The organism is Flavobacteriales bacterium, assembly GCA_025210805.1.
In the GTDB taxonomy this organism is placed as follows: Bacteria; Bacteroidota; Bacteroidia; order Flavobacteriales; family CAJXXR01; genus JAOAQX01.
On sequence record JAOAQX010000007.1, the window covers coordinates 91,000 to 108,938 of the forward strand.

The 17,939-nt window shown below is 33.1% G+C and carries 19 protein-coding genes; 10 read left to right on the forward strand and 9 right to left on the reverse strand.

Features of this window, described 5'->3' with window-relative positions; all coding sequences use genetic code 11:
* Positions 1-18: 18 nt before the first annotated feature.
* The 3 genes from ftsZ to N4A45_04310 all read left to right on the forward strand — a co-directional run bounded on the left by ftsZ (position 19) and on the right by N4A45_04310 (position 2,600).
* Complete coding sequence (gene ftsZ / locus N4A45_04300) at positions 19-1,524, forward strand: cell division protein FtsZ (protein ID MCT4664438.1); 1,506 nt, start codon at positions 19-21, stop codon at positions 1,522-1,524.
* A gap of 2 nt (positions 1,525-1,526) precedes the next feature.
* Positions 1,527-1,979, forward strand: coding sequence for a GatB/YqeY domain-containing protein (locus N4A45_04305; protein MCT4664439.1), 453 nt, complete (start codon positions 1,527-1,529; stop codon positions 1,977-1,979).
* A gap of 219 nt (positions 1,980-2,198) precedes the next feature.
* Entirely contained in the window at positions 2,199-2,600 is a 402-nt protein-coding gene (locus N4A45_04310) for a hypothetical protein (GenBank protein MCT4664440.1), read from the forward strand.
* Between the two features lie 543 nt (positions 2,601-3,143).
* Here the strand turns inward: N4A45_04310 and N4A45_04315 are convergent.
* Positions 3,144-4,688, reverse strand: a complete 1,545-nt coding sequence (locus tag N4A45_04315; GenBank protein MCT4664441.1) for an FG-GAP repeat protein — start codon at positions 4,686-4,688, stop codon at positions 3,144-3,146.
* Positions 4,689-4,932: 244 nt separating this feature from the next.
* Between N4A45_04315 and N4A45_04320 the strand changes: the two genes are divergently transcribed.
* The 6 genes from N4A45_04320 to N4A45_04345 all read left to right on the forward strand — a co-directional run bounded on the left by N4A45_04320 (position 4,933) and on the right by N4A45_04345 (position 8,854).
* Positions 4,933-5,109 carry a hypothetical protein gene (locus N4A45_04320; GenBank protein MCT4664442.1) on the forward strand — a complete coding sequence of 59 codons (177 nt, stop codon included), beginning with the start codon at positions 4,933-4,935 and terminating at the stop codon, positions 5,107-5,109.
* Between the two features lie 81 nt (positions 5,110-5,190).
* Positions 5,191-5,958: a TerC family protein gene (locus tag N4A45_04325; GenBank protein ID MCT4664443.1), complete on the forward strand. Its 768-nt coding sequence runs from the start codon at positions 5,191-5,193 to the stop codon at positions 5,956-5,958.
* A gap of 39 nt (positions 5,959-5,997) precedes the next feature.
* Entirely contained in the window at positions 5,998-6,879 is an 882-nt protein-coding gene (locus N4A45_04330; protein MCT4664444.1) for a WYL domain-containing protein, read from the forward strand.
* Between the two features lie 69 nt (positions 6,880-6,948).
* Positions 6,949-7,452 carry a hypothetical protein gene (locus N4A45_04335; GenBank protein MCT4664445.1) on the forward strand — a complete coding sequence of 168 codons (504 nt, stop codon included), beginning with the start codon at positions 6,949-6,951 and terminating at the stop codon, positions 7,450-7,452.
* Positions 7,445-8,188, forward strand: coding sequence for a hypothetical protein (locus N4A45_04340; GenBank protein MCT4664446.1), 744 nt, complete (start codon positions 7,445-7,447; stop codon positions 8,186-8,188). Before N4A45_04335 ends, N4A45_04340 begins: the two co-directional genes overlap by 8 nt.
* Positions 8,189-8,197: 9 nt before the next feature.
* A complete protein-coding gene (locus N4A45_04345; protein ID MCT4664447.1) occupies positions 8,198-8,854 on the forward strand; it encodes a metallophosphatase domain-containing protein in 657 nt (218 codons plus the stop codon).
* Here the strand turns inward: N4A45_04345 and ytxJ are convergent.
* Genes ytxJ through N4A45_04360 form a run of 3 tightly spaced genes read right to left on the reverse strand, consistent with a single transcriptional unit; the run spans position 8,844 to position 9,465 of the window.
* Entirely contained in the window at positions 8,844-9,182 is a 339-nt protein-coding gene (ytxJ, locus tag N4A45_04350) for a bacillithiol system redox-active protein YtxJ (GenBank protein MCT4664448.1), read from the reverse strand. The two genes, N4A45_04345 and ytxJ, sit on opposite strands and share 11 nt — an antisense overlap.
* On the reverse strand, positions 9,183-9,320 hold the full coding sequence (locus N4A45_04355; protein MCT4664449.1) for a hypothetical protein: 138 nt from the start codon (positions 9,318-9,320) through the stop codon (positions 9,183-9,185).
* Between the two features lie 13 nt (positions 9,321-9,333).
* Complete coding sequence (locus tag N4A45_04360; protein MCT4664450.1) at positions 9,334-9,465, reverse strand: hypothetical protein; 132 nt, start codon at positions 9,463-9,465, stop codon at positions 9,334-9,336.
* Positions 9,466-9,643: 178 nt separating this feature from the next.
* Here N4A45_04360 and N4A45_04365 point away from each other — a divergent pair, with 178 nt between their 5' ends.
* Positions 9,644-11,038 (forward strand): glycosyltransferase family 39 protein, encoded by a 1,395-nt coding sequence (locus N4A45_04365; protein ID MCT4664451.1) that lies wholly within the window; start codon positions 9,644-9,646, stop codon positions 11,036-11,038.
* Between the two features lie 3 nt (positions 11,039-11,041).
* On the opposite strand, the gene N4A45_04370 is transcribed toward N4A45_04365, so the two are convergent.
* From N4A45_04370 to N4A45_04390, 5 genes are all read right to left on the reverse strand, one after another.
* Positions 11,042-11,257: a hypothetical protein gene (locus tag N4A45_04370; protein ID MCT4664452.1), complete on the reverse strand. Its 216-nt coding sequence runs from the start codon at positions 11,255-11,257 to the stop codon at positions 11,042-11,044.
* A 3-nt stretch (positions 11,258-11,260) separates the two neighbouring features.
* Positions 11,261-11,872, reverse strand: a complete 612-nt coding sequence (locus N4A45_04375) for a PorT family protein (protein MCT4664453.1) — start codon at positions 11,870-11,872, stop codon at positions 11,261-11,263.
* 148 nt (positions 11,873-12,020) lie between these two features.
* Positions 12,021-12,767 carry a 23S rRNA (guanosine(2251)-2'-O)-methyltransferase RlmB gene (rlmB, locus tag N4A45_04380; GenBank protein MCT4664454.1) on the reverse strand — a complete coding sequence of 249 codons (747 nt, stop codon included), beginning with the start codon at positions 12,765-12,767 and terminating at the stop codon, positions 12,021-12,023.
* Positions 12,748-14,139 (reverse strand): DNA recombination protein RmuC, encoded by a 1,392-nt coding sequence (gene rmuC, locus N4A45_04385; protein ID MCT4664455.1) that lies wholly within the window; start codon positions 14,137-14,139, stop codon positions 12,748-12,750. Before rmuC ends, rlmB begins: the two co-directional genes overlap by 20 nt.
* A gap of 98 nt (positions 14,140-14,237) precedes the next feature.
* Entirely contained in the window at positions 14,238-17,924 is a 3,687-nt protein-coding gene (locus tag N4A45_04390; GenBank protein MCT4664456.1) for a DEAD/DEAH box helicase, read from the reverse strand.
* Between the last annotated feature and the right edge of the window lie 15 nt (positions 17,925-17,939).

Consider the following 17,939-nt stretch of genomic DNA (forward strand, 5'->3'; position numbering starts at 1 on the left):
AAAGTTTAGACAAAAAATATGAGCGGAATATTAGAATTTGATTTGCCACAAGGGAAATCCTCAGTCATCAAAGTAGTAGGTGTAGGAGGAGGTGGTTCCAATGCCGTAAACCACATGTACCGCATAGGTGCAAAAGGAGTTGATTTTGCTGTTTGTAATACCGATGAACAAGCACTCAACAATAGCCCCGTACCCAACAAAATACAACTAGGAGTAACCACTACCAAGGGTCTTGGTGCAGGAGCAAACCCCGAAGTTGGAGAAAAATCTGCCAAAGAAAATCTAGAAGAAATTAGAGCCTTTTTGGGAGAGAAAACCGAAATGCTTTTCATTACTGCCGGAATGGGTGGAGGAACAGGAACTGGTGCAGCTCCTATTATTGCAAGAACAGCTAGAGAACTCAATGTTCTTACAGTAGGAATTGTAACAATTCCTTTTAGGTTTGAAGGTCCTACAAGGATGCGTCAGGCACAAGAAGGAATTACCAAAATGAAAGAATTTGTGGATACACTCATTGTGGTAAACAATGACAAAATCCGTGAAATATATGGAAACCTTGGTTTTAAATCGGCTTTCGCCAAAGCAGATGAAATTTTGGCAAATGCCACTAAGGGAATCTCGGAAGTAATTACCCAAGAATGTCAGGTGAATATTGACCTTAATGATGCCAGAACTGTACTCGAACAAAGTGGTACAGCCATTATGGGAACAGGTGAAGCGTCTGGAGAAAACCGTGCAGAAGAAGCCCTGAAAAAAGCCGTTCACTCTCCATTACTGAACAATAACCATATCCTCGGCGCCAAAAATGTACTTCTTCTCATTATGTCTGGTCAAGAGGAGGTTACATTTGATGAAGTAGGATATATCAATGACCTATTGATAGAAGAAGCAGGTGGTGAAGGAAAAGTCGATATCATCATGGGTGTAGGTGAAGATGAAACTATTGGAAACAATATTGCCGTAACAGTTATTGCCACAGGTTTTGAAGAAAAAAATGATATCGGTAAACAACCTACAATTAAAAGAGAAGTGATTAAGCATAAGCTTGATTTCGACGAAAATACCGATCCTTTTGAAGAATCTATGGAAGCTGGTGAACAAAATACTTCTGTGAAACCCACTCCTCAAACTGAAACAACACAAGAAACAAAAGCCGCTGCAGAAAAATTGGTAGAAGAAATTGTGGAAGAAGCAAAAGAAGCCATTCAACCAATCATCGAAGCAAAAGAAACTCCTTCTTCTGTTGTGACGCTAGAAAAAGAAGAGAAAATAGAAGAAAAAAATACAGGAAACGGAATCTTTCAAGAATCCAGTGATTTGACTTCTGCTGAACTCATAGAAAGAGCAAGGAAAAGAAGAGAAAGATTACAAAAGTATAATTATAACAACCTCGACCAAGCCAATATGGAACAAGTGGAAAATATTCCTGCCTACAAAAGGCAAGGCATTAAGCTTGACAACCATGATGCATCTGCAGAAAATGTGGAAAGATATAACTTAGAAGACGACTCAAAAGATTCATAAATATGGGATTACAAGACAATTTGATGGCGGAAATGAAAACCGCAATGAAAGCAAAAAATCAAGTAAAACTTACAGTTCTTAGAGCTATAAAAGCCGAGATACTCAAGTTTAATACTTCTGGTGAAGGAAAAGAAATGGATGATGCTACCGAAATCACTTTACTTTCTAAAATGCTGAAACAAAGAAAAGATGCTGCATCTATTTACCAAGAACAAGGTAGAGAAGATCTTGCTAAAGATGAATTAGACCAAGCAGCAATCATCAGCGAATACCTTCCTAAGCAGATGAGCGCAGAAGAATTAGAAACTGCCGTAAAAGAAATCGTATCTAAAGTGGGTGCAGCAGGACCACAGGATATGGGAAAAGTGATGGGAATGGCATCTGGACAACTAAAAGGAAAAGCCGAAGGAAAAGACATCGCCAATATGGTAAAAACAGTTTTGGGTAATTTATAATAAACCCAGAATATTCTACAAACAAAAACAGCACAAAAGCCGCTATATTTATTGGTTTTTGTGCTGTTTTTTTTGAAGAAAAAAGAAAAAATATTTATCGACATAATGCCTTCGAATAATATCCTAAATAGTATTATCTATTTTTATAATTAAAATTAAAATTTTTAAAATATTCAATATCAAAACTCTATACAATTTGTTTTATATAACTTTACGTTTATGAAAAATTATATAATATTAGTAATTGCCTTAGTGTTTACGTTTAGCACAAAGGCTCAAGAAGACAAAAAACCTCAAATTTATTTCCAAACAGGATTTTCTTTTGGTAGTCAGTTTGGTGGTAAATTTAGTTTAAACTATACAAATTCAAACAACCTTACATTTAGTTTTGGAACGAGAGGTTCAAGTGCAAATGCTCTTGAAAAACCAGATGATTACTCCGCTGGGCTCTTTGGGATTTTTTCAGGATATGATCGTTATACCCATTATTTTGCCACAATAGGTACAAAATACTTTTTTGATAAAGAAAAAGGTTACGCTTGGAATTTGAAAGGTGGTTTGGCATACTCACAAGTTACCAATGCTATTAATTTCACTCCCGTAGAAGACTATATTGGCTAGGAACAAATTACACCCATGAAAAACAGCAATATGCTACAGTGAGTATGATTATTAATCCTACTTTAGAAATCCCATTTACAAGAGTATTAGGTATGTATTTCGGTGCACCTATAATCATAAATAAAGATCGTTTTTTATACGGTGTAGAAATTGGTTTTATATTAGGGAACCTTACAAAGAAAAAAGCAACAAATAGTTAGTCATCATCTGAAAAGGAATCATAAACAACTCCTTTTGTCTTAAAAAATGCTTTCATTCTGATTTTCAAAGAAATCGATATTAATCATTTATTGGTCAATAACTCCCAATTATATTATGGTGTTAATTTACTCACTGTAATAAGCCCCCGTTGAATTCCTGAGCTTGTCCTGGCTTTTCGGGAATGTTCTACAACGAAAAACTCCGAAAAGAAACAAAATATATGGGTAAATTAACAACGTAAACGGTATTAATTCAAACAAAAACAGCACAAAAGCCGATATAATTATTGGTTAAGTGCTGTTTTTTTGGGGAAAACTAAAATTTTTATTGATTACAACTCCGTCAGTAATAAGTATAGATAGAACCCGAGGACTGATAAGGTCCATACAGAGAATTATCTTCATTAAAAGTATCACCTCCTGCTCCTATAATAATCATCCCACTATTCGTGGTGATTTGTACATTTGATCCAAAATAAGTGAATTGTTCAGCGTGTTTAGGACGAAATTTTCGGGTTTTCTTCCAGTCGTTATCAATATACTGATAGACATAAACATTTCCAATTGCATCAGTTTCTTCATAATTCCCTAGGCCATTATAGACCGTATCGGCCACACCATGGGCACTAAGTACTAAGGTGTTTCCTTCTTTGCTAAAGTCTATAGAAACTCCCAAAAATGCGATAAAGCGATTATTCGTCTTGTATATTTCTTTTTCTAAACTCCAATTATTCTGATTCTTTCTAAAGACATGAACACTTCCTGCATAGAAGTCATTACCTAATTGCCTTAAAGGACTCCCTACTGCTAAAAGACTTCCATCCGAATTTGTCGTTAAAGTAACTCCAAAATAGGCACTCCTATTCAAATTTTGAGGAACTATCTTGTCGATTTCTTGCCAAGAATTACCCATTTTCTTAAAAGCATAAACAGCCCCAATATCATCCTCGTATCCATCTAATCCGCAAGAACTGATAAACATCGTTTGATTATCACTTGACAAGACTATTGCGTTTCCAAATTTATCACCAATCTCAGATACAGAGGGAATAATAGAATCCGTTAGCGTATAATTTGAGCCATTTAAGGTATATTCATAGACTATTCCTTTATACCTTTTTTGATTTACATCTCCATAGAGAGGAGGTTCTCCAGAACGACCGATATACAATTTATTGGCAGTGGAATTCATTGCCAAACTAGAACCAAAAAAATGATTTTCTCGAGCCGTAATTGATTTCAGTTTTTGTTTGAAAACCCAACTATTTTGCTCCTTTTTATAGATATATACCGCACCCGATTTTGGTCTCGAATTTCCCATACCCGTTTCATCCGATGCTTCTTGAAAAGCAGAAATCATTAAGGTTTTAGCATCTGCACTTATCTTAATCGAAATTCCAAACCCATCATTACTTTCACCATCAGAGGCAACAATCTTTTGTTTTTCAATCCATAAATTGTTTTCAAGTTCAAAGATATAGACCGCTCCTTTACTAGAATTCTCTGCATGTGCACTCACGACTAGTGTTTTATTATCTGAACTCAAATCCATGAACATTCCAAAATTCCCAGACTCAGTGGGTGTGCTTGCCTTATTTTTATGCACGGCATTATCCCAGTTTCCTAAATTAATTCCTTGGGTATTCTTCCATTTGTTTCCCGTATAATAATTAATGGCTTGATCTGTCTTATCATAAATCATCAAACCTTCAGCGGGATTGGGAATAAGGTTTTCGTTGTCCACCCTAGGAATCAGCATTCCTTTTGTCTGACTTTTTACTTCTAAAATAGCAGATGGATGTGGATTTGTGGTTCCTATTCCAACTTGCCCATGGCATATTTTAGTAATCAGTGACAATACTAAAAACAGCCTTAAAGATGCGTTCATGCGAATTTTAATTGTATTTATCGTGCAAAACTATCCATTCATCGAAATGAAATAAATAGGGAATATTCCCTATTTTGATTCGATGTCGATTACTAATCTTTATAAAACCGCTGGAAATTCATTATAGAGATCAGCAAAAAAGTTCATAATCAATATGATACTTCTTTTAATTCACCAAAAAGACGTCTTTTTAGTGAGTGTATTCACTAAAAAGACGAACTTTTGGTGAAAATAAGATTAAAAAATGTATTCAAGATATCTAAAGAAACAAATAGACTCCAAGCTAAATAAAGGCAAGGCAATCATATTAATTGAAATTTCCTATAATTGCATTTCGAACTCCATTGTCATAAAAGTAGATTTTCCTATTGGTCTTGATTTCGATAGAGAAAATTTTAGAGATTTTGTTATTGCCCAATGATTTAGAAATTTCGTCTATTTACTCTATTCTAAATCAATACTTGTAGCTATATTTGACAAAATTGAAGAATTAGATTAAAAAATGTTAGACTTTTTAGCCAACCCCGAAGTATGGGGTGCCCTTGTAACCCTTACTTTTTTAGAAATTGTACTGGGAGTTGATAATATCATTTTTATTTCCATTGCGGCAAATAAAGTAAAGCCAGAAGAACAAGCCAAAGCCAGAAATATCGGTTTGATCTTAGCGATGATTTTCCGTTTGATTTTACTTTTCTTTATCTCTTTTCTTATCCAGATGCAAAAGCCACTTTTCTCCGTAGATTGGAGTTTTGCAAAAGGAGGATTTTCAGGTCAAGCCTTAATTCTTTTGGCTGGGGGAATATTCCTCATCTACAAAAGCACCAAAGAAATTCATCATAAACTAGAAGGCGAAGAAGCCGAAAAAGCCAATGGAAAGGCTAAATCTACCCTTACACAAGCTATTGTGCAAATTGCATTAATAAATGTGGTATTCTCTTTTGATTCTATTCTTACTGCTGTGGGAATGACAAACGGATTGGAAGGAGCGATGCCCGTTATGATTATTTCGGTCATTCTCTCCATGATTATCATGATGGTATTTGCGGGTCCAGTTGGGCGTTTTGTAAACGAACACCCTTCTATTCAGATGCTGGGTCTTTCCTTTTTGATTTTGATTGGTTTTATGCTGATTACCGAATCTGCCCACATGGCAAATCTAGAACTTTTTGGAGCGCATGTAGGAGTTATACCTAAAGGATACCTCTACTTTGCGATTTCTTTCTCTCTCTTTGTGGAGTTTCTAAATCTTAGAATGCGGAAGAAGAAATAATACTACTTTATTTAATATTGAAAAATAAGTTTCAAAAATATGAAGCAACTTAAAAGACGTATTCGTTTATTTCAATTATTAATGAGTAATAAACTCTATTCTAGGAAAGAAGTGTTGAAGAGAATACGTGATGAATTTTACATGGATTCTTTTACTTCGTCTTATTCTGATGCCACTCTTTCCCGGGATCTAGAATGTTTACGAGACTTTGGAATCATGGTTGCTAATAAGAATAGGTATTATGAAATAGACTATTCACAATCTGAACATGGTATTAAACTCTTTAAAACCTTAGAATTTTTAAATTTTAATAAACTATTAGAACATAAAAATTCTTCAAATGTTCTGTTTGACTACGGAAATAGAGTGGAAGATAATGGATTAGAAAAAATGTCAATAATTCTCGAAGCCATTAAAAAGCAAAAAGAATTGGTAATAGATTACATAAATTATGATGGTATAGAGCAAAAAGACGATAAATTCAAACCATTGTTCTTTAGAGAATTTGACTCTAGATGGTACCTAATTGTTGAAAATAAAACACAAAGAGGTCATTCTTTGGCTCTTGATAGAATGAAAAATATAAAACTCTCTACAAAATCTTTTATTCCTTCAGGAAATATTACTCCCAATTTCTATTACAATTGTATTGGTTGTAATACTATTGATCCTATTGAAAAGGTTAGACTGTGGGTAGATAAATATCAAATGAATTATTTCAATAATCAACCTTTTCATAGAACACAACAAGTCATCGAAGAAATCAATAACGGAACCATAATAGAAATTGAAGTGCACACGAATTTTGAACTAATGCAATACCTCTTAAAATATGGCAAGAATATTTATGTTATTGCACCCACTGAATTAAAAGAGAGAATGAAGAATGAGATAAAAAAAATGGAAAATTTATATCATTAATAACCATGCTCACTTTTTGAGCATGCTATATCTCATATTTGCATCAGAATTAACAAAAACAAAATATTTATGGTGCAACATTATTCTTTACCTTTGATTGCAATATTCACAATCATGACTGGATTGTTTTCTTGCCAAAACATCCCAAAGTGTAACAATATTGACTTACAGTATTATTTAAAAGAACAAATAAAAAAAGATTATATCGCCGACCAAGCATTTTACTATTATTGCTTGTATGAAGGTATTAATTACTCAATGTTTAGAGGTCATGGATTTGAGTCTCTAATAGAAAATGACTTAAAAATTGTATATCAAGATTTAAAGAAAGCTTCATACAATTCTATGTATTACTCAAAACATGATAAATATGTACAGCAAGCAAAAAGAGATATAAACACCTCCTCCATTTCTATCAAATCTATTTATACCATTGGTATCAACAAGGACTTGAGGGAGTGTCAGTGTAAAGCTGAAATACATGGAACCAATATGAAAACTCAGCAAATAGAATACCGAGTACAAAAAGATCGTTATAAATTTTTGATAGATATCAATTACAAAAATGACTAAGAAAAGAAACAATTCATTCCTCAAAGAATGGAATAACCGATTTATTCACTTTATAACAATAACCGAAATGGAACAAAAATTAGAAAAACTAAAAATCTACAAACAGTATCCGATTCTTAAACCATTTATTGGTAAGAATTTCGAAAAAGCAAATAGTCAAGTGCTTTTTGTGGGTGAAAGCCATTATTTACCAAAAGAGTTTATTCCTGGAATGGAATGGTATAAAAACTTCCTAAAAGATTATGATTTCACACAAGACGATAAAGATTATTTAAATACCCGCCAAATAATTGAACGAGATGTAATCAATTCTGGTCATAGCTATAAGTCACACTCTATGTATCGCAACTATGGAAATGTGTTTGGAAATGTATTTGAGTTGGGAGATTATAATAAAGCATTAGAACACACTGCTTTTTATAACTATTTCTTAAGACCAGCTGAAACTCCTGGCGGAAGTATTTCCCCATCTTGGGAAGAAAAATTGTATGCTTTTGAGCATTTGCTCAATTTATATTCAGTATTAAACCCAGACAAAATTATTTTCCTTAGCTCGAAAGCTAGACAAGGCTTTCATCAAGTATTTCATTCTGGTGAAATTGGAAATATACCTTCAAAATTTGATAGTATTATTTATGAAACTGTACACCCAACTTGTTCTTGGTGGAATAGATCTATGAAAAAATACAATGGTAGAACAGGTAAAGAACAACTGGAATACATACTAAACTTGTAATTACTTTCAATGAAAATAGTTTTCATTTCTGATACACATGGAAAACATCACGAAGTCCGATTGCCAAAAGGGGATCTCTTGATTCACACAGGTGACATTTCTTCTCTTGGAGAAGAAGAGGAAGTATTAGACTTTATCGATTGGTTTTCAGAACAACCATTTAAATACAAGATTTTTATAGCAGGTAATCATGATGGATATTTTGAAAGAAATGATCAGAATTTTATCAAAAATAAAATTCCATTTAATGTGATTTATTTAAATGATTCAGGTACAGAAATAGAAGGTATAAAAATATGGGGCTCTCCTATTACTCCAGCCTTCTTCAATTGGTATTTCAATAGAGAAAGAGGTTTAAAAATTCAACATCATTGGGACTTAATTCCCAATGATGTTGATATACTTTTAACACATGGTCCTCCATACTCCATTTTAGACATGACGCATGATAAAAGACATGTTGGGTGCGAAAACTTATTAGACACCATCGTTCAAAGGGTAAAACCAAGAATTCATGCATTTGGACATATTCACGAATCGTGCGGAGAAATTATAAAACATGGCATTCATTTTCTTAATGCGAGTGTGCTAAATCAGAAATATAGATTAGTGAATAAGCCAATCGTGACAGAATTCGATTTTTTAAAAAAAATCACTAAAAAGTGATATCAAGAATGTGGCTATGGCTATCATGAGCAATGCACTCACCATTTTCGAAAATGAGAATTTGAGGAGATTCATGACGAACTCCTGTTTGGGTGGAGATATGGTTAGATAGAGGTCTTTCCTCAATTACTGAAACAAGGAAAAGATCTTTTTCTGATTCAGCATGAAGCTTTTCAAATTCTTTTTTTACCCAAGAACTTGTATAACATCTAATGCTGTGTTTAAACACAACAAAACTCCTTCCTTGATCTCTCATTTGATCAAAAGAAGAAGTACTTAATGTTTTCCAGTTAAAACTGGACTCTGGAGTTTGCCGTTTAAAAAACAACTAGCAGTCCATTTTTTGTTGTTCTACTTTTTTCTCAACCTTAGTAACTCCAGGACAAGAATCTGTGATACAACAGGATTGAAGACTTATTGCTAAAATGAATATACCTCCAAAAAGTATTTTTTTGTTAATTTTCATAATACGAATGGATTTATCCTACTTTTTCTGTGGAAACTTGCGGAGCATCAGCTACTCCTGGACATGTTTGTTTAGAGGCTGTACATGATTCAACAGCTAAAACGAATAAAATAACTAAACCTACAGAAATAATTTTTTTTGTCATGATCTTGTTTTGTTTAATGCTCTTACTATTTGAGCAAGTAGTACAAAGTAACGAAAAAAAATGATTTTGACCACTAGTTTTTTAATTATTAAGTCTAATTTCGGGTATAGAATTGATTGGGTTCAACCTCTCTCGTATTTGTAAATTAATTTAATACACTCAATAATCGTAGATCTGTATGCTTATAATTTCTAATTCTAGCAATAGAATGCTTCTCTTAGTTTTAGGGTTATTCTTAATTCTCATTGCTCCACTGGCAACTACACAAGGTATGTTTATGGATGGAGCCATTTACGCTGTCGTTGCTAGAAACCTTGCATTGGACTTAGGAACTTTGGGCAAACCATATATGACGGAGACTTTTTTAACTCCTTTTGTAGAACATCCGCCATTTGCCATATTTTTACAATCATTTACTTATCGATTATTTGGTGATCACTGGTGGGTAGATAAGCTCTATTCTATTTTTACGGTGCTGTTTTCTGGTTTTCTTATTAAAAATATCTGGACTTTGCTTACCCAAGATAAAACAAATGCTTGGTTACCCTTATTGATGTATATTACTATCGAAAGTATTTTTTGGTCTGCCACCAACAATATGCTAGAAAACACAGTTACTCTATTCATTTTGTCATACTTATGGGCTTTTTTAAAATATATTGACAAACAAAAAATAGGCTATCTTGTATTTGCTGGGATATTCTTTCTATTTGCTTCTTTATCCAAAGGCGTTTTTGCCTTTTTCAGTTTAGGAATCCCCTTCTTTTGGTGGTTGTTTAACAGAGGTTTTAAGTTTAAACAAATGTTTTTTTCTACTGTATTAATATTGGTGTCGGCAATTTTCTTCCTTGGAATATTTGTTTATTTTATTGATGAATTAGGAGAATCTTTATTCCGTTATTTTGACAAACAGGTATTAAGAAGAGGCGTAGGTACGGAACAAAGTATTTTTCCGCTAACGATTTTTAAAAAATATTTTAACAACCTCATTACTCCATTAATTATAGCTCTCATTATCTGGATAACTCATGCAAAATTCAAAATAAATAAACCTTCTATTGCTATTAGAAAAGGGTGGTCGCTTATCGCAATTGGAATTTCTGGAGTTATTCCTATTTGCTTTAGTCCAGTTCAAAGCTCATTTTATATTATTCCCGTGTATGGGTTTACAGTCTTGGGCTTGGCAATAATTCTTCAAGAGAAATTCCAGTTAAGATTACATGGAAAGTGGCAGCATATTAAATTTCAAAAATGGGCAGCGGGTTTTGGCTTACTACTCATGGTGACATCCGTTGGAATCATGACACAAAGATTTGGTAAAGATGGAAGAGACCATCAACTTTTGGAAGATATTCGGGCAATCAATGATCAAGTGGGCAGCCATCAAACCATTAGAATAGAGCCAAATCTATGGAATCACTGGATGCTACATACCTATCTATATAGATACCATTTTAATAGTATTAGCAGAAAAAAAGGATCTTTTCTCATTAGAAAAAAGATCCCAAATTCGGATTCTAATACAAAATCTCTAAAAGTCTTAAATCAGTACACTTTAGAGAAATTGGAATAAAGCTTATCTTGTTGGTAGCGGATTTCCATTTGCATCTACTGACGTTCGCTTAGCTGGTATAGAGCGACTTTGAGTACTTTCAACTTCTTTGTCAACACTACTTTCTTGCGCTTTTGAAACTGTGTTTGTTTTAGTTTCAGAAACCTCAGTTGTGGTACAACTAGAGAATCCAAGAGCTCCAAAAGAACATAGAGCAATAATGAGTATTTTTTTGTTCATAATTTAAAAGAATAAAGTGATTGATCCTTGAACAGATGTGGCACGAGCTTCGGCTTTCCAGTTAGCATCTCCGATGGTAATTTGATCGGCAATTTTAGAAATCGAGTCATTATACCTTACATCTACCATAAACTTAGCAATTCTTATACCAACTCCTGCTTGAAGCCCTATTGATGCCGTTTTATACTCTTGTTCCACCTCTTCTAGCACACTAGAAATACTCAGTTTATCTCTCAAATTTATCGAAAATCTTGGTCCTGCAAATAAATCTATAAAACCAAGGGCTTTAAATCCTACATTTACGGGTATATCCAATGCATATTGTTGTTGTGTGGCTACAGCTTCTATTAATGAGCTTGTCTTTAAGCTAAATTCTGTTTTGTAATTTACGATGGAAGGAGAGATTTCTAGAAATCGTTCATCTCCTATTCTTAAAATTGCTCCGAAATGATAACCTAATTTGGTACTACCATCTCTAATTTCTGTAATTTCTGAAGATACGTTGGAAAAATCAAATGAGCTTGTAAGGACTCCTGCCTTTACACCTATTTTGATTTGGGCATTTACCTGAAATGCAAGGAATAGTACGAAACTAAGGGTAAAAAGTTTTTTCATTTTTTCTATCATTTACTTTTGAAGAAACAAGTAAAAAGACTTCTTCTCTTCAAAAAAAGTCAGCATTCAAAATCTCTTTTGAAACTCCAAATACTGACCCGTTATTAACACCTAGTCCAAATGTAACAAAAAACTTTTACAAATGAAGTTAAATTCTTTGTCTAACAGCTTCATATAAAACTATTCCTGCTGCAACAGATACGTTTAAAGATTCTGTATGACCCTTCATTGGAATTGCTACACGATCATCGCAAGCATTTAACACTGCTGGGTGAATTCCCTCTCCTTCGCTACCCATAATGATTGCAGTAGGCTGCGTAAAATCGGCATCATACATTTTAGATTCCGTTTTCTCTGTACAGGCTACCACACGTATATCACTCGTTTGCAACATTTTGATAACATTTTTTAGGTTGGTCTCCTTGCAGATAGGAATTCTGTGTAAAGCTCCAGCAGAAGCCTTTATGGCTTCTGAATTGATTCTAGCACTTCCTTTTGCGGTAATAATGATCCCTTGAGCTCCAGCACATTCGGCAGAACGAGCAATGGCTCCAATATTTCTAACATCAGAAACTCGATCTAGAATGAGAATCAACGGATTTTTTTCTTCTTCATCAATTTTCATAATCAAATCTGAGGTTTCCATGTATTCTATCAAAGATAGATATGCAAATACTCCTTGATGATTATTTTTTGTGAGCTTATTAAGTTTCTGAATAGGCACCATTTGGAAAGGGATTTTCCTTTCTTGAATGAGGTCAAAAAGTACTTTAAACGAGTCTCCTTTCAATCCTTGCTGAATCAAAACTCTGTCTATTTTTTTATTTGCCTTAATGGCTTCCAAAACAGGGTGTATCCCATAGGTTTCAAATGAATTATTGTGGTTCTTCTTCATCATATTCTTCTTCGTATTGCATGCTTATTGGTTTGGTGTTTGACACACCAAGGTCACGCATTTTGTTTATTTGAGTAATCACACCTTGTCTTCCTTTCAGTTTTGTTCTCATGCCTTGGTGTGTCTTTTTTAGGGCATCGAGCTGTCTTTCGGCTTTTTCTATTTCTTCTACAAAAGCCGCTATTTGGTTATAAATTTTGCGAGCATATTCGGCAATTTTTTGTGCATTTTTTTGCTGATCTTCCTGTTTCCAAATATGTGCAATAGTCCTTAAAGTTGCCAAAAGCGTTGAATGGCTCAAAAGTACAATATCATGTTTTAATGCAAAATCATAAAGATAGGTATCTTCATTGGCTGCTAAAAATAATGCAGGTTCAACCGCCACAAATAGAAAAGTATAATCTACTGTTTTCAGTTCCGATATCAAATGGTATTTTTTAGAACTCAAATTTTTAATATGATTTCTAATGCTCAACAAATGTTCTTTTAAAGCAATATTTTGTGCTATTTCTGTATCTGCATTTACATATTTTTCATACGCTTTTAGAGAAACTTTTGCATCTAATACAATGCATTTATTTTCGGGTAGATTGAGAATAAAATCGGGGATTTTACGCTCCCCATCATGGAGAAAATTATTTTGCTTTGTATAATGTGTATTTTCATGCAAGCCCGCACCTTGAAGTAGTGTTTCTAGCTGATATTCGCCCCAATTTCCTTGCAGTTTATTATCTCCTTTTAAAGCAGAAGTTAATTGTTTTGCTTCTTTAGAAATATCTTGATTGAGTTGCATCAATTTATTGAGTTCGCCTTTGAGTTCGCCACTCAGTTTATTTTGTTCTACCCTTTGTGTGGTAACATTTTTTTCAAAAGCCTGAAGCTTCTCATTAAAGGGTTGTATCATTTTCTGAAAAGATCCAAAATTATCTTCTTTCCAATCTTTTTCTCTTTCTTTAAAGATTTTTTGTGCAATATTCTCAAAGTGATTCTGCATTTGTTTTTGCAGTGCTTCTCTTTGAACCAATAGATCTTTTTGTTTGTTTTGGAGGGTTTGGAAGGCTATATCTAGTTCATTCCTATTTTTTTCCAAATGGGCATTTATTTCTCTAAGGTTCTTATTTTCAAAAGAAAATTGTTCTAATTTTTCGTTAAGATGTTTTGCTTCCAACCCCATACTGTACTCCAAGTTTTTTAAATTCTGCTGGACATCTTGGAGTTCTTTTTGAGCACTCAAAACCGCTAACTCTGCTGATTGTTTGGACTCAGAAAGCTGTTTTATTTGTTTATTCTTTTTTACAAGAAGACCTATCAAAATGAAAATCAAATTGACAAGAATCGCCAGAATTACCCATAAATACAAAGGAATTTGCATGTCTCTTGAAGGAATTTATTTTTTTGATAAAAGCACAAAAACCTTAAAAAGTGTGCTTTCGGATTGAAAGAACAAAGGTAGGGATTTAATCGCTTGTTTTAACTAAACAAATCGACAATATCATCTTTGCTCAATTGCTTAGCAAAGCTTTCCTCTATCTGTGTAAAATCTTGAGCGAGGCTCTTTTTTCTCTCTTGTAATTTTATGATTTTTTCTTCAATGGTGTTTTTGCATATCATTCGATAAGCCGTTACATTTTTTTCTTGTCCTATTCTATAAGTTCGATCAATTGCTTGGTTTTCTACCGCAGGATTCCACCAAGGATCTACAATATAAACATAATCTGCAGCTGTTAAATTAAGACCTGTTCCCCCAGCTTTTAAACTAATGAGGAAGACTCTTTGTGTATCGTCTTCTTGAAATTTATCTACAATTTCTTGCCTGTTTTTTGTTTTCCCATCTAGGTAAGAGTAAGAAATATTTAAGTTTTGTAATCTATTTTCAATAAGGTGAAGCATTTTTACAAATTGTGAAAAAATCAAAATCTTGTGTTTCCCTGTTTTTTCTTGAATTGCCGTGATGAGCTCCTCTATTTTTACAGATTCCGCTTCAGATTCTTTTACCAGTTGGGGGGAATTACAAATTTGTCTCAATTTTGTGAGTGCTTCCAAAACCATCAATTTTGATTTCCCAACTCCTTGTTTTTCTACCTCCGATAAAATACTTTTTTTTGCTTCTGAAAGGTTTCTTTTGTAAATTGCCTCTTGCTTTTTACCCATTGAGCAATAGAGAATTTGTTCTGTTTTTTCGGGTAAATCTTTTGCTACTTGCTCTTTTGTTCTTCTTAACAAAAACGGGTGAATCATCGTTTTTAAATCATTCTGTGCATTGGCGTTTTGTTCTTTTTCAATAGGGTTAAGATAGTTATCTTTAAAAGCTTTTGTGGACTGTAGTAAGCCTGGATTTACAAAACTCATTTGTGCATATAGATCCATTAAACTATTTTCAATGGGTGTACCCGTAAGAGCAATGCGGTTCTTTGCTTTTAATAACCTAACTGCTTTGTATCTTTTAGAAAGGGGATTTTTTATGGCTTGAGATTCATCAATTATAATATATTCAAAAAGGTATTTCTTTAGGAATGGTACATCATTGATAACAGTTCCATAGGTAGAAATAATGAGATCGTATTGACTGAAATCCTGAGTGTCTTTTTGCCTTTTTAATCCAAAATGCATTAGAACTTTTAGGCTTGGGCAAAATTTTTCAATTTCTGCTCCCCAGTTATAAACCAATGAAGTAGGTACAATGATTAGATGAGGCTTTATGTTTTTACGCTTCGTTTTCAGAGTTTGGATAAAGGTAATCATTTGCAGTGTTTTCCCAAGTCCCATATCATCTGCTAAACAACCTCCAAACTGGAAATCATCAAGAAAATTGAGCCAATTCAGCCCTGCTTGTTGATAATCTCTTAGTTCTGCTAGAATCTCTTTTGGAGGAGTTACAGGTTTTAAATGATCAAAATTTTGTAATAATTTTTGGGTTTTTCTTTTATATGCTTTGATTTCTTTAGAAACATCTAAGGTCTCAAATAATTGATCGAGTACCGAAAAATGCAGTTTAGAAATTTCTAATTTGTCTTTTTTAATGGTTCCATTTCTAAAAACGGCTCTAAATTTCTCTAGCCATTCAAGTGGGAGAATTCCTTTTTTACCATCGCTAAGCAGAACGTATTCCTGTCCATTTTTTATCGCTTTTTGTATTTCTTTTAGTGGGATTTCTTCTCCATCAAACTCAATTCCTAATTCTATATCAAACCAATCTATTTGGGAAGAAATGTTCCAGCTAATTGAAGGTCTTGAAGGCTTAAAGTTAAAGTTCTCCAATTCATCTATACCAAAAACTTCAATGCCCTTTTCGGTAAAATGCTCTATCAAATCAAGGAAAAAGTAATTTTCGATAAATGCTTTGGAGTTTAAATGAAAAAACTCCGATTTTTGAGCGTTTTTTAGCTGAGGAAACTTCGTGATATATTCTTTTGTAAATACCTTTTCTTTGGTTTTATTTCTTTTGATTGTTTGATCCTCTGTAAAGAGAAATTTTTCATCAGATAAAAGATCAATACTCAAGGTGTCTGAATGAAGTACGGGCTTTAAAAGAACTTGGTCTTTATATTGACTTATATAAAGTTGCTTTTTAGCATTTTGATAATCAAATAACGTTGATTTTTCTTTAAATTTTTGGTTGTAATTAATCTCTGAGAAACTTTCGGTAGGCTTTAAAAAGTGTTCATATACTTTGGTTTTATCTTTTATATGAAACTTTCTATGAGGTTGTTCTAGAACATTTAAAAACAGCTCGTAAGCTTCAAGAGATTCAAATAGGTAAAGTTGCTGCTCATACAAAAAGAGTCCTTTTTGAAAGATACAGTCACGGGCATGAGGTATTGCAATCGTGCTTTTTCCTAGTTTTAGTTTGTAGTTTATATCAATAAGATATTCTTTTTGATACACATTTTGTACAATTTTTATAAGCTGAGGATTGATGGCTATTTTAACAATACTTTTCCTGTTGAGTTTATCACTTAATTCTTTTATAAAGCAATCTTCCTCAACAATTTTAGACCAATTTGATTTCCAAAAATTATAGTATTCTGGTAGAGATTCGACATCAGATGGAATATCATTTATTTCTTTTAAACTCTGATACAAATTCATTCTCTCAGGCTCAAGATCGGTGATTTTCTTTAAATCATAAGACGAAACAACGGATATTTTCCCGCTAAACTCATCGACATTTTTTTTCACCCTTCCAATGATTGAATGAAATATAATATCGTCATAATCCAAAACCATTAAAATTGCTAATTTCTGACCTTTAATGGAAAGCTCATTTTCCTCAGGAAACATTATTGACAACCTATTTTTATTCAGATCTTTATTGCTATGCTTATGTAATGAGTATACTCCATGACGGTTTGCCTCAATTTCCACAAAAAAATCATTTTGTTCATCGAAAACAAAAATATCAGGATTGTCAATTTTTAAATTAAACCCTGTATTTGGTTCAAAAAACAATTGAGCCTTATTTTTTAATTGTTCTGGGGCGTCTTTTAGATTATAAACCCCAAGTATTGCAGGGTGATTCATGAAAATATCTTGATGATTATTGGCAAGCTCAATAATGCTAAATTCCATGTGATGACAAACATTGGTGCGTACCGTATTTTTTGTTTTGAATTCTAAATTACAATCACAACGCATCCGAATCATTTTATCAGTAATTTTAACCTGAACCTCATTAGTTACCTCACTATCAGAACACTTGATAAAAATTGAGTAATCTTTACATTCTTCATCACAAACTGTATTATCTATATTCAAACTTCCTATAGCACCATATCTATTAAAGTCATTTTCATATTTAAGTTGCCTGAAGCCAAATCGGATAATACTTTCAATAGAAAACTGATTCCATTTTAATTTATCAAACTCAATAGGCTCTCTAGGTAGAATTTCAATAAGATGATTAGAGACTGAAACAATATGCTTGCAAATACCTTCATAATTATAAGGACAACTGCAAGATGTTTCAATATCTCCATGATGAAGTCCTTTGATCATTACGGTATATACCTTTCTAAAATTTGAAGAAAAAACTTCCACTATTTTCCCATTTTTATCTCGTGTATCATGGGTAGATTTTATCGTAATCATACGTGATCGTGACCTTGAGCTACCAATGCTATTCTCTTTTATATAAGTTTCTAATTTTTCTGCAATCACCTTAATTCATTTTGA

Bases quoted from the DNA above. Each gene is read 5' to 3' on its own strand.
- ftsZ (MCT4664438.1), top strand. From the start codon at position 19: ATGAGCGGAATATTAGAATTTGATTTGCCACAAGGGAAATCCTCAGTC.
- N4A45_04325 (MCT4664443.1), top strand. From the start codon at position 5,191: ATGTTAGACTTTTTAGCCAACCCCGAAGTATGGGGTGCCCTTGTAACC.
- N4A45_04330 (MCT4664444.1), top strand. From the start codon at position 5,998: ATGAAGCAACTTAAAAGACGTATTCGTTTATTTCAATTATTAATGAGT.
- N4A45_04310 (MCT4664440.1), top strand. From the start codon at position 2,199: ATGAAAAATTATATAATATTAGTAATTGCCTTAGTGTTTACGTTTAGC.
- N4A45_04315 (MCT4664441.1), bottom strand. From the start codon at position 4,688: ATGAACGCATCTTTAAGGCTGTTTTTAGTATTGTCACTGATTACTAAA.
- N4A45_04305 (MCT4664439.1), top strand. From the start codon at position 1,527: ATGGGATTACAAGACAATTTGATGGCGGAAATGAAAACCGCAATGAAA.
- N4A45_04340 (MCT4664446.1), top strand. From the start codon at position 7,445: ATGACTAAGAAAAGAAACAATTCATTCCTCAAAGAATGGAATAACCGA.
- N4A45_04345 (MCT4664447.1), top strand. From the start codon at position 8,198: ATGAAAATAGTTTTCATTTCTGATACACATGGAAAACATCACGAAGTC.
- rlmB (MCT4664454.1), bottom strand. From the start codon at position 12,767: ATGAAGAAGAACCACAATAATTCATTTGAAACCTATGGGATACACCCT.
- N4A45_04370 (MCT4664452.1), bottom strand. From the start codon at position 11,257: ATGAACAAAAAAATACTCATTATTGCTCTATGTTCTTTTGGAGCTCTT.
- N4A45_04360 (MCT4664450.1), bottom strand. From the start codon at position 9,465: ATGACAAAAAAAATTATTTCTGTAGGTTTAGTTATTTTATTCGTTTTA.
- N4A45_04375 (MCT4664453.1), bottom strand. From the start codon at position 11,872: ATGAAAAAACTTTTTACCCTTAGTTTCGTACTATTCCTTGCATTTCAG.
- rmuC (MCT4664455.1), bottom strand. From the start codon at position 14,139: ATGCAAATTCCTTTGTATTTATGGGTAATTCTGGCGATTCTTGTCAAT.
- N4A45_04365 (MCT4664451.1), top strand. From the start codon at position 9,644: ATGCTTATAATTTCTAATTCTAGCAATAGAATGCTTCTCTTAGTTTTA.
- N4A45_04320 (MCT4664442.1), top strand. From the start codon at position 4,933: ATGTATTCAAGATATCTAAAGAAACAAATAGACTCCAAGCTAAATAAA.
- N4A45_04355 (MCT4664449.1), bottom strand. From the start codon at position 9,320: ATGAAAATTAACAAAAAAATACTTTTTGGAGGTATATTCATTTTAGCA.
- N4A45_04335 (MCT4664445.1), top strand. From the start codon at position 6,949: ATGGTGCAACATTATTCTTTACCTTTGATTGCAATATTCACAATCATG.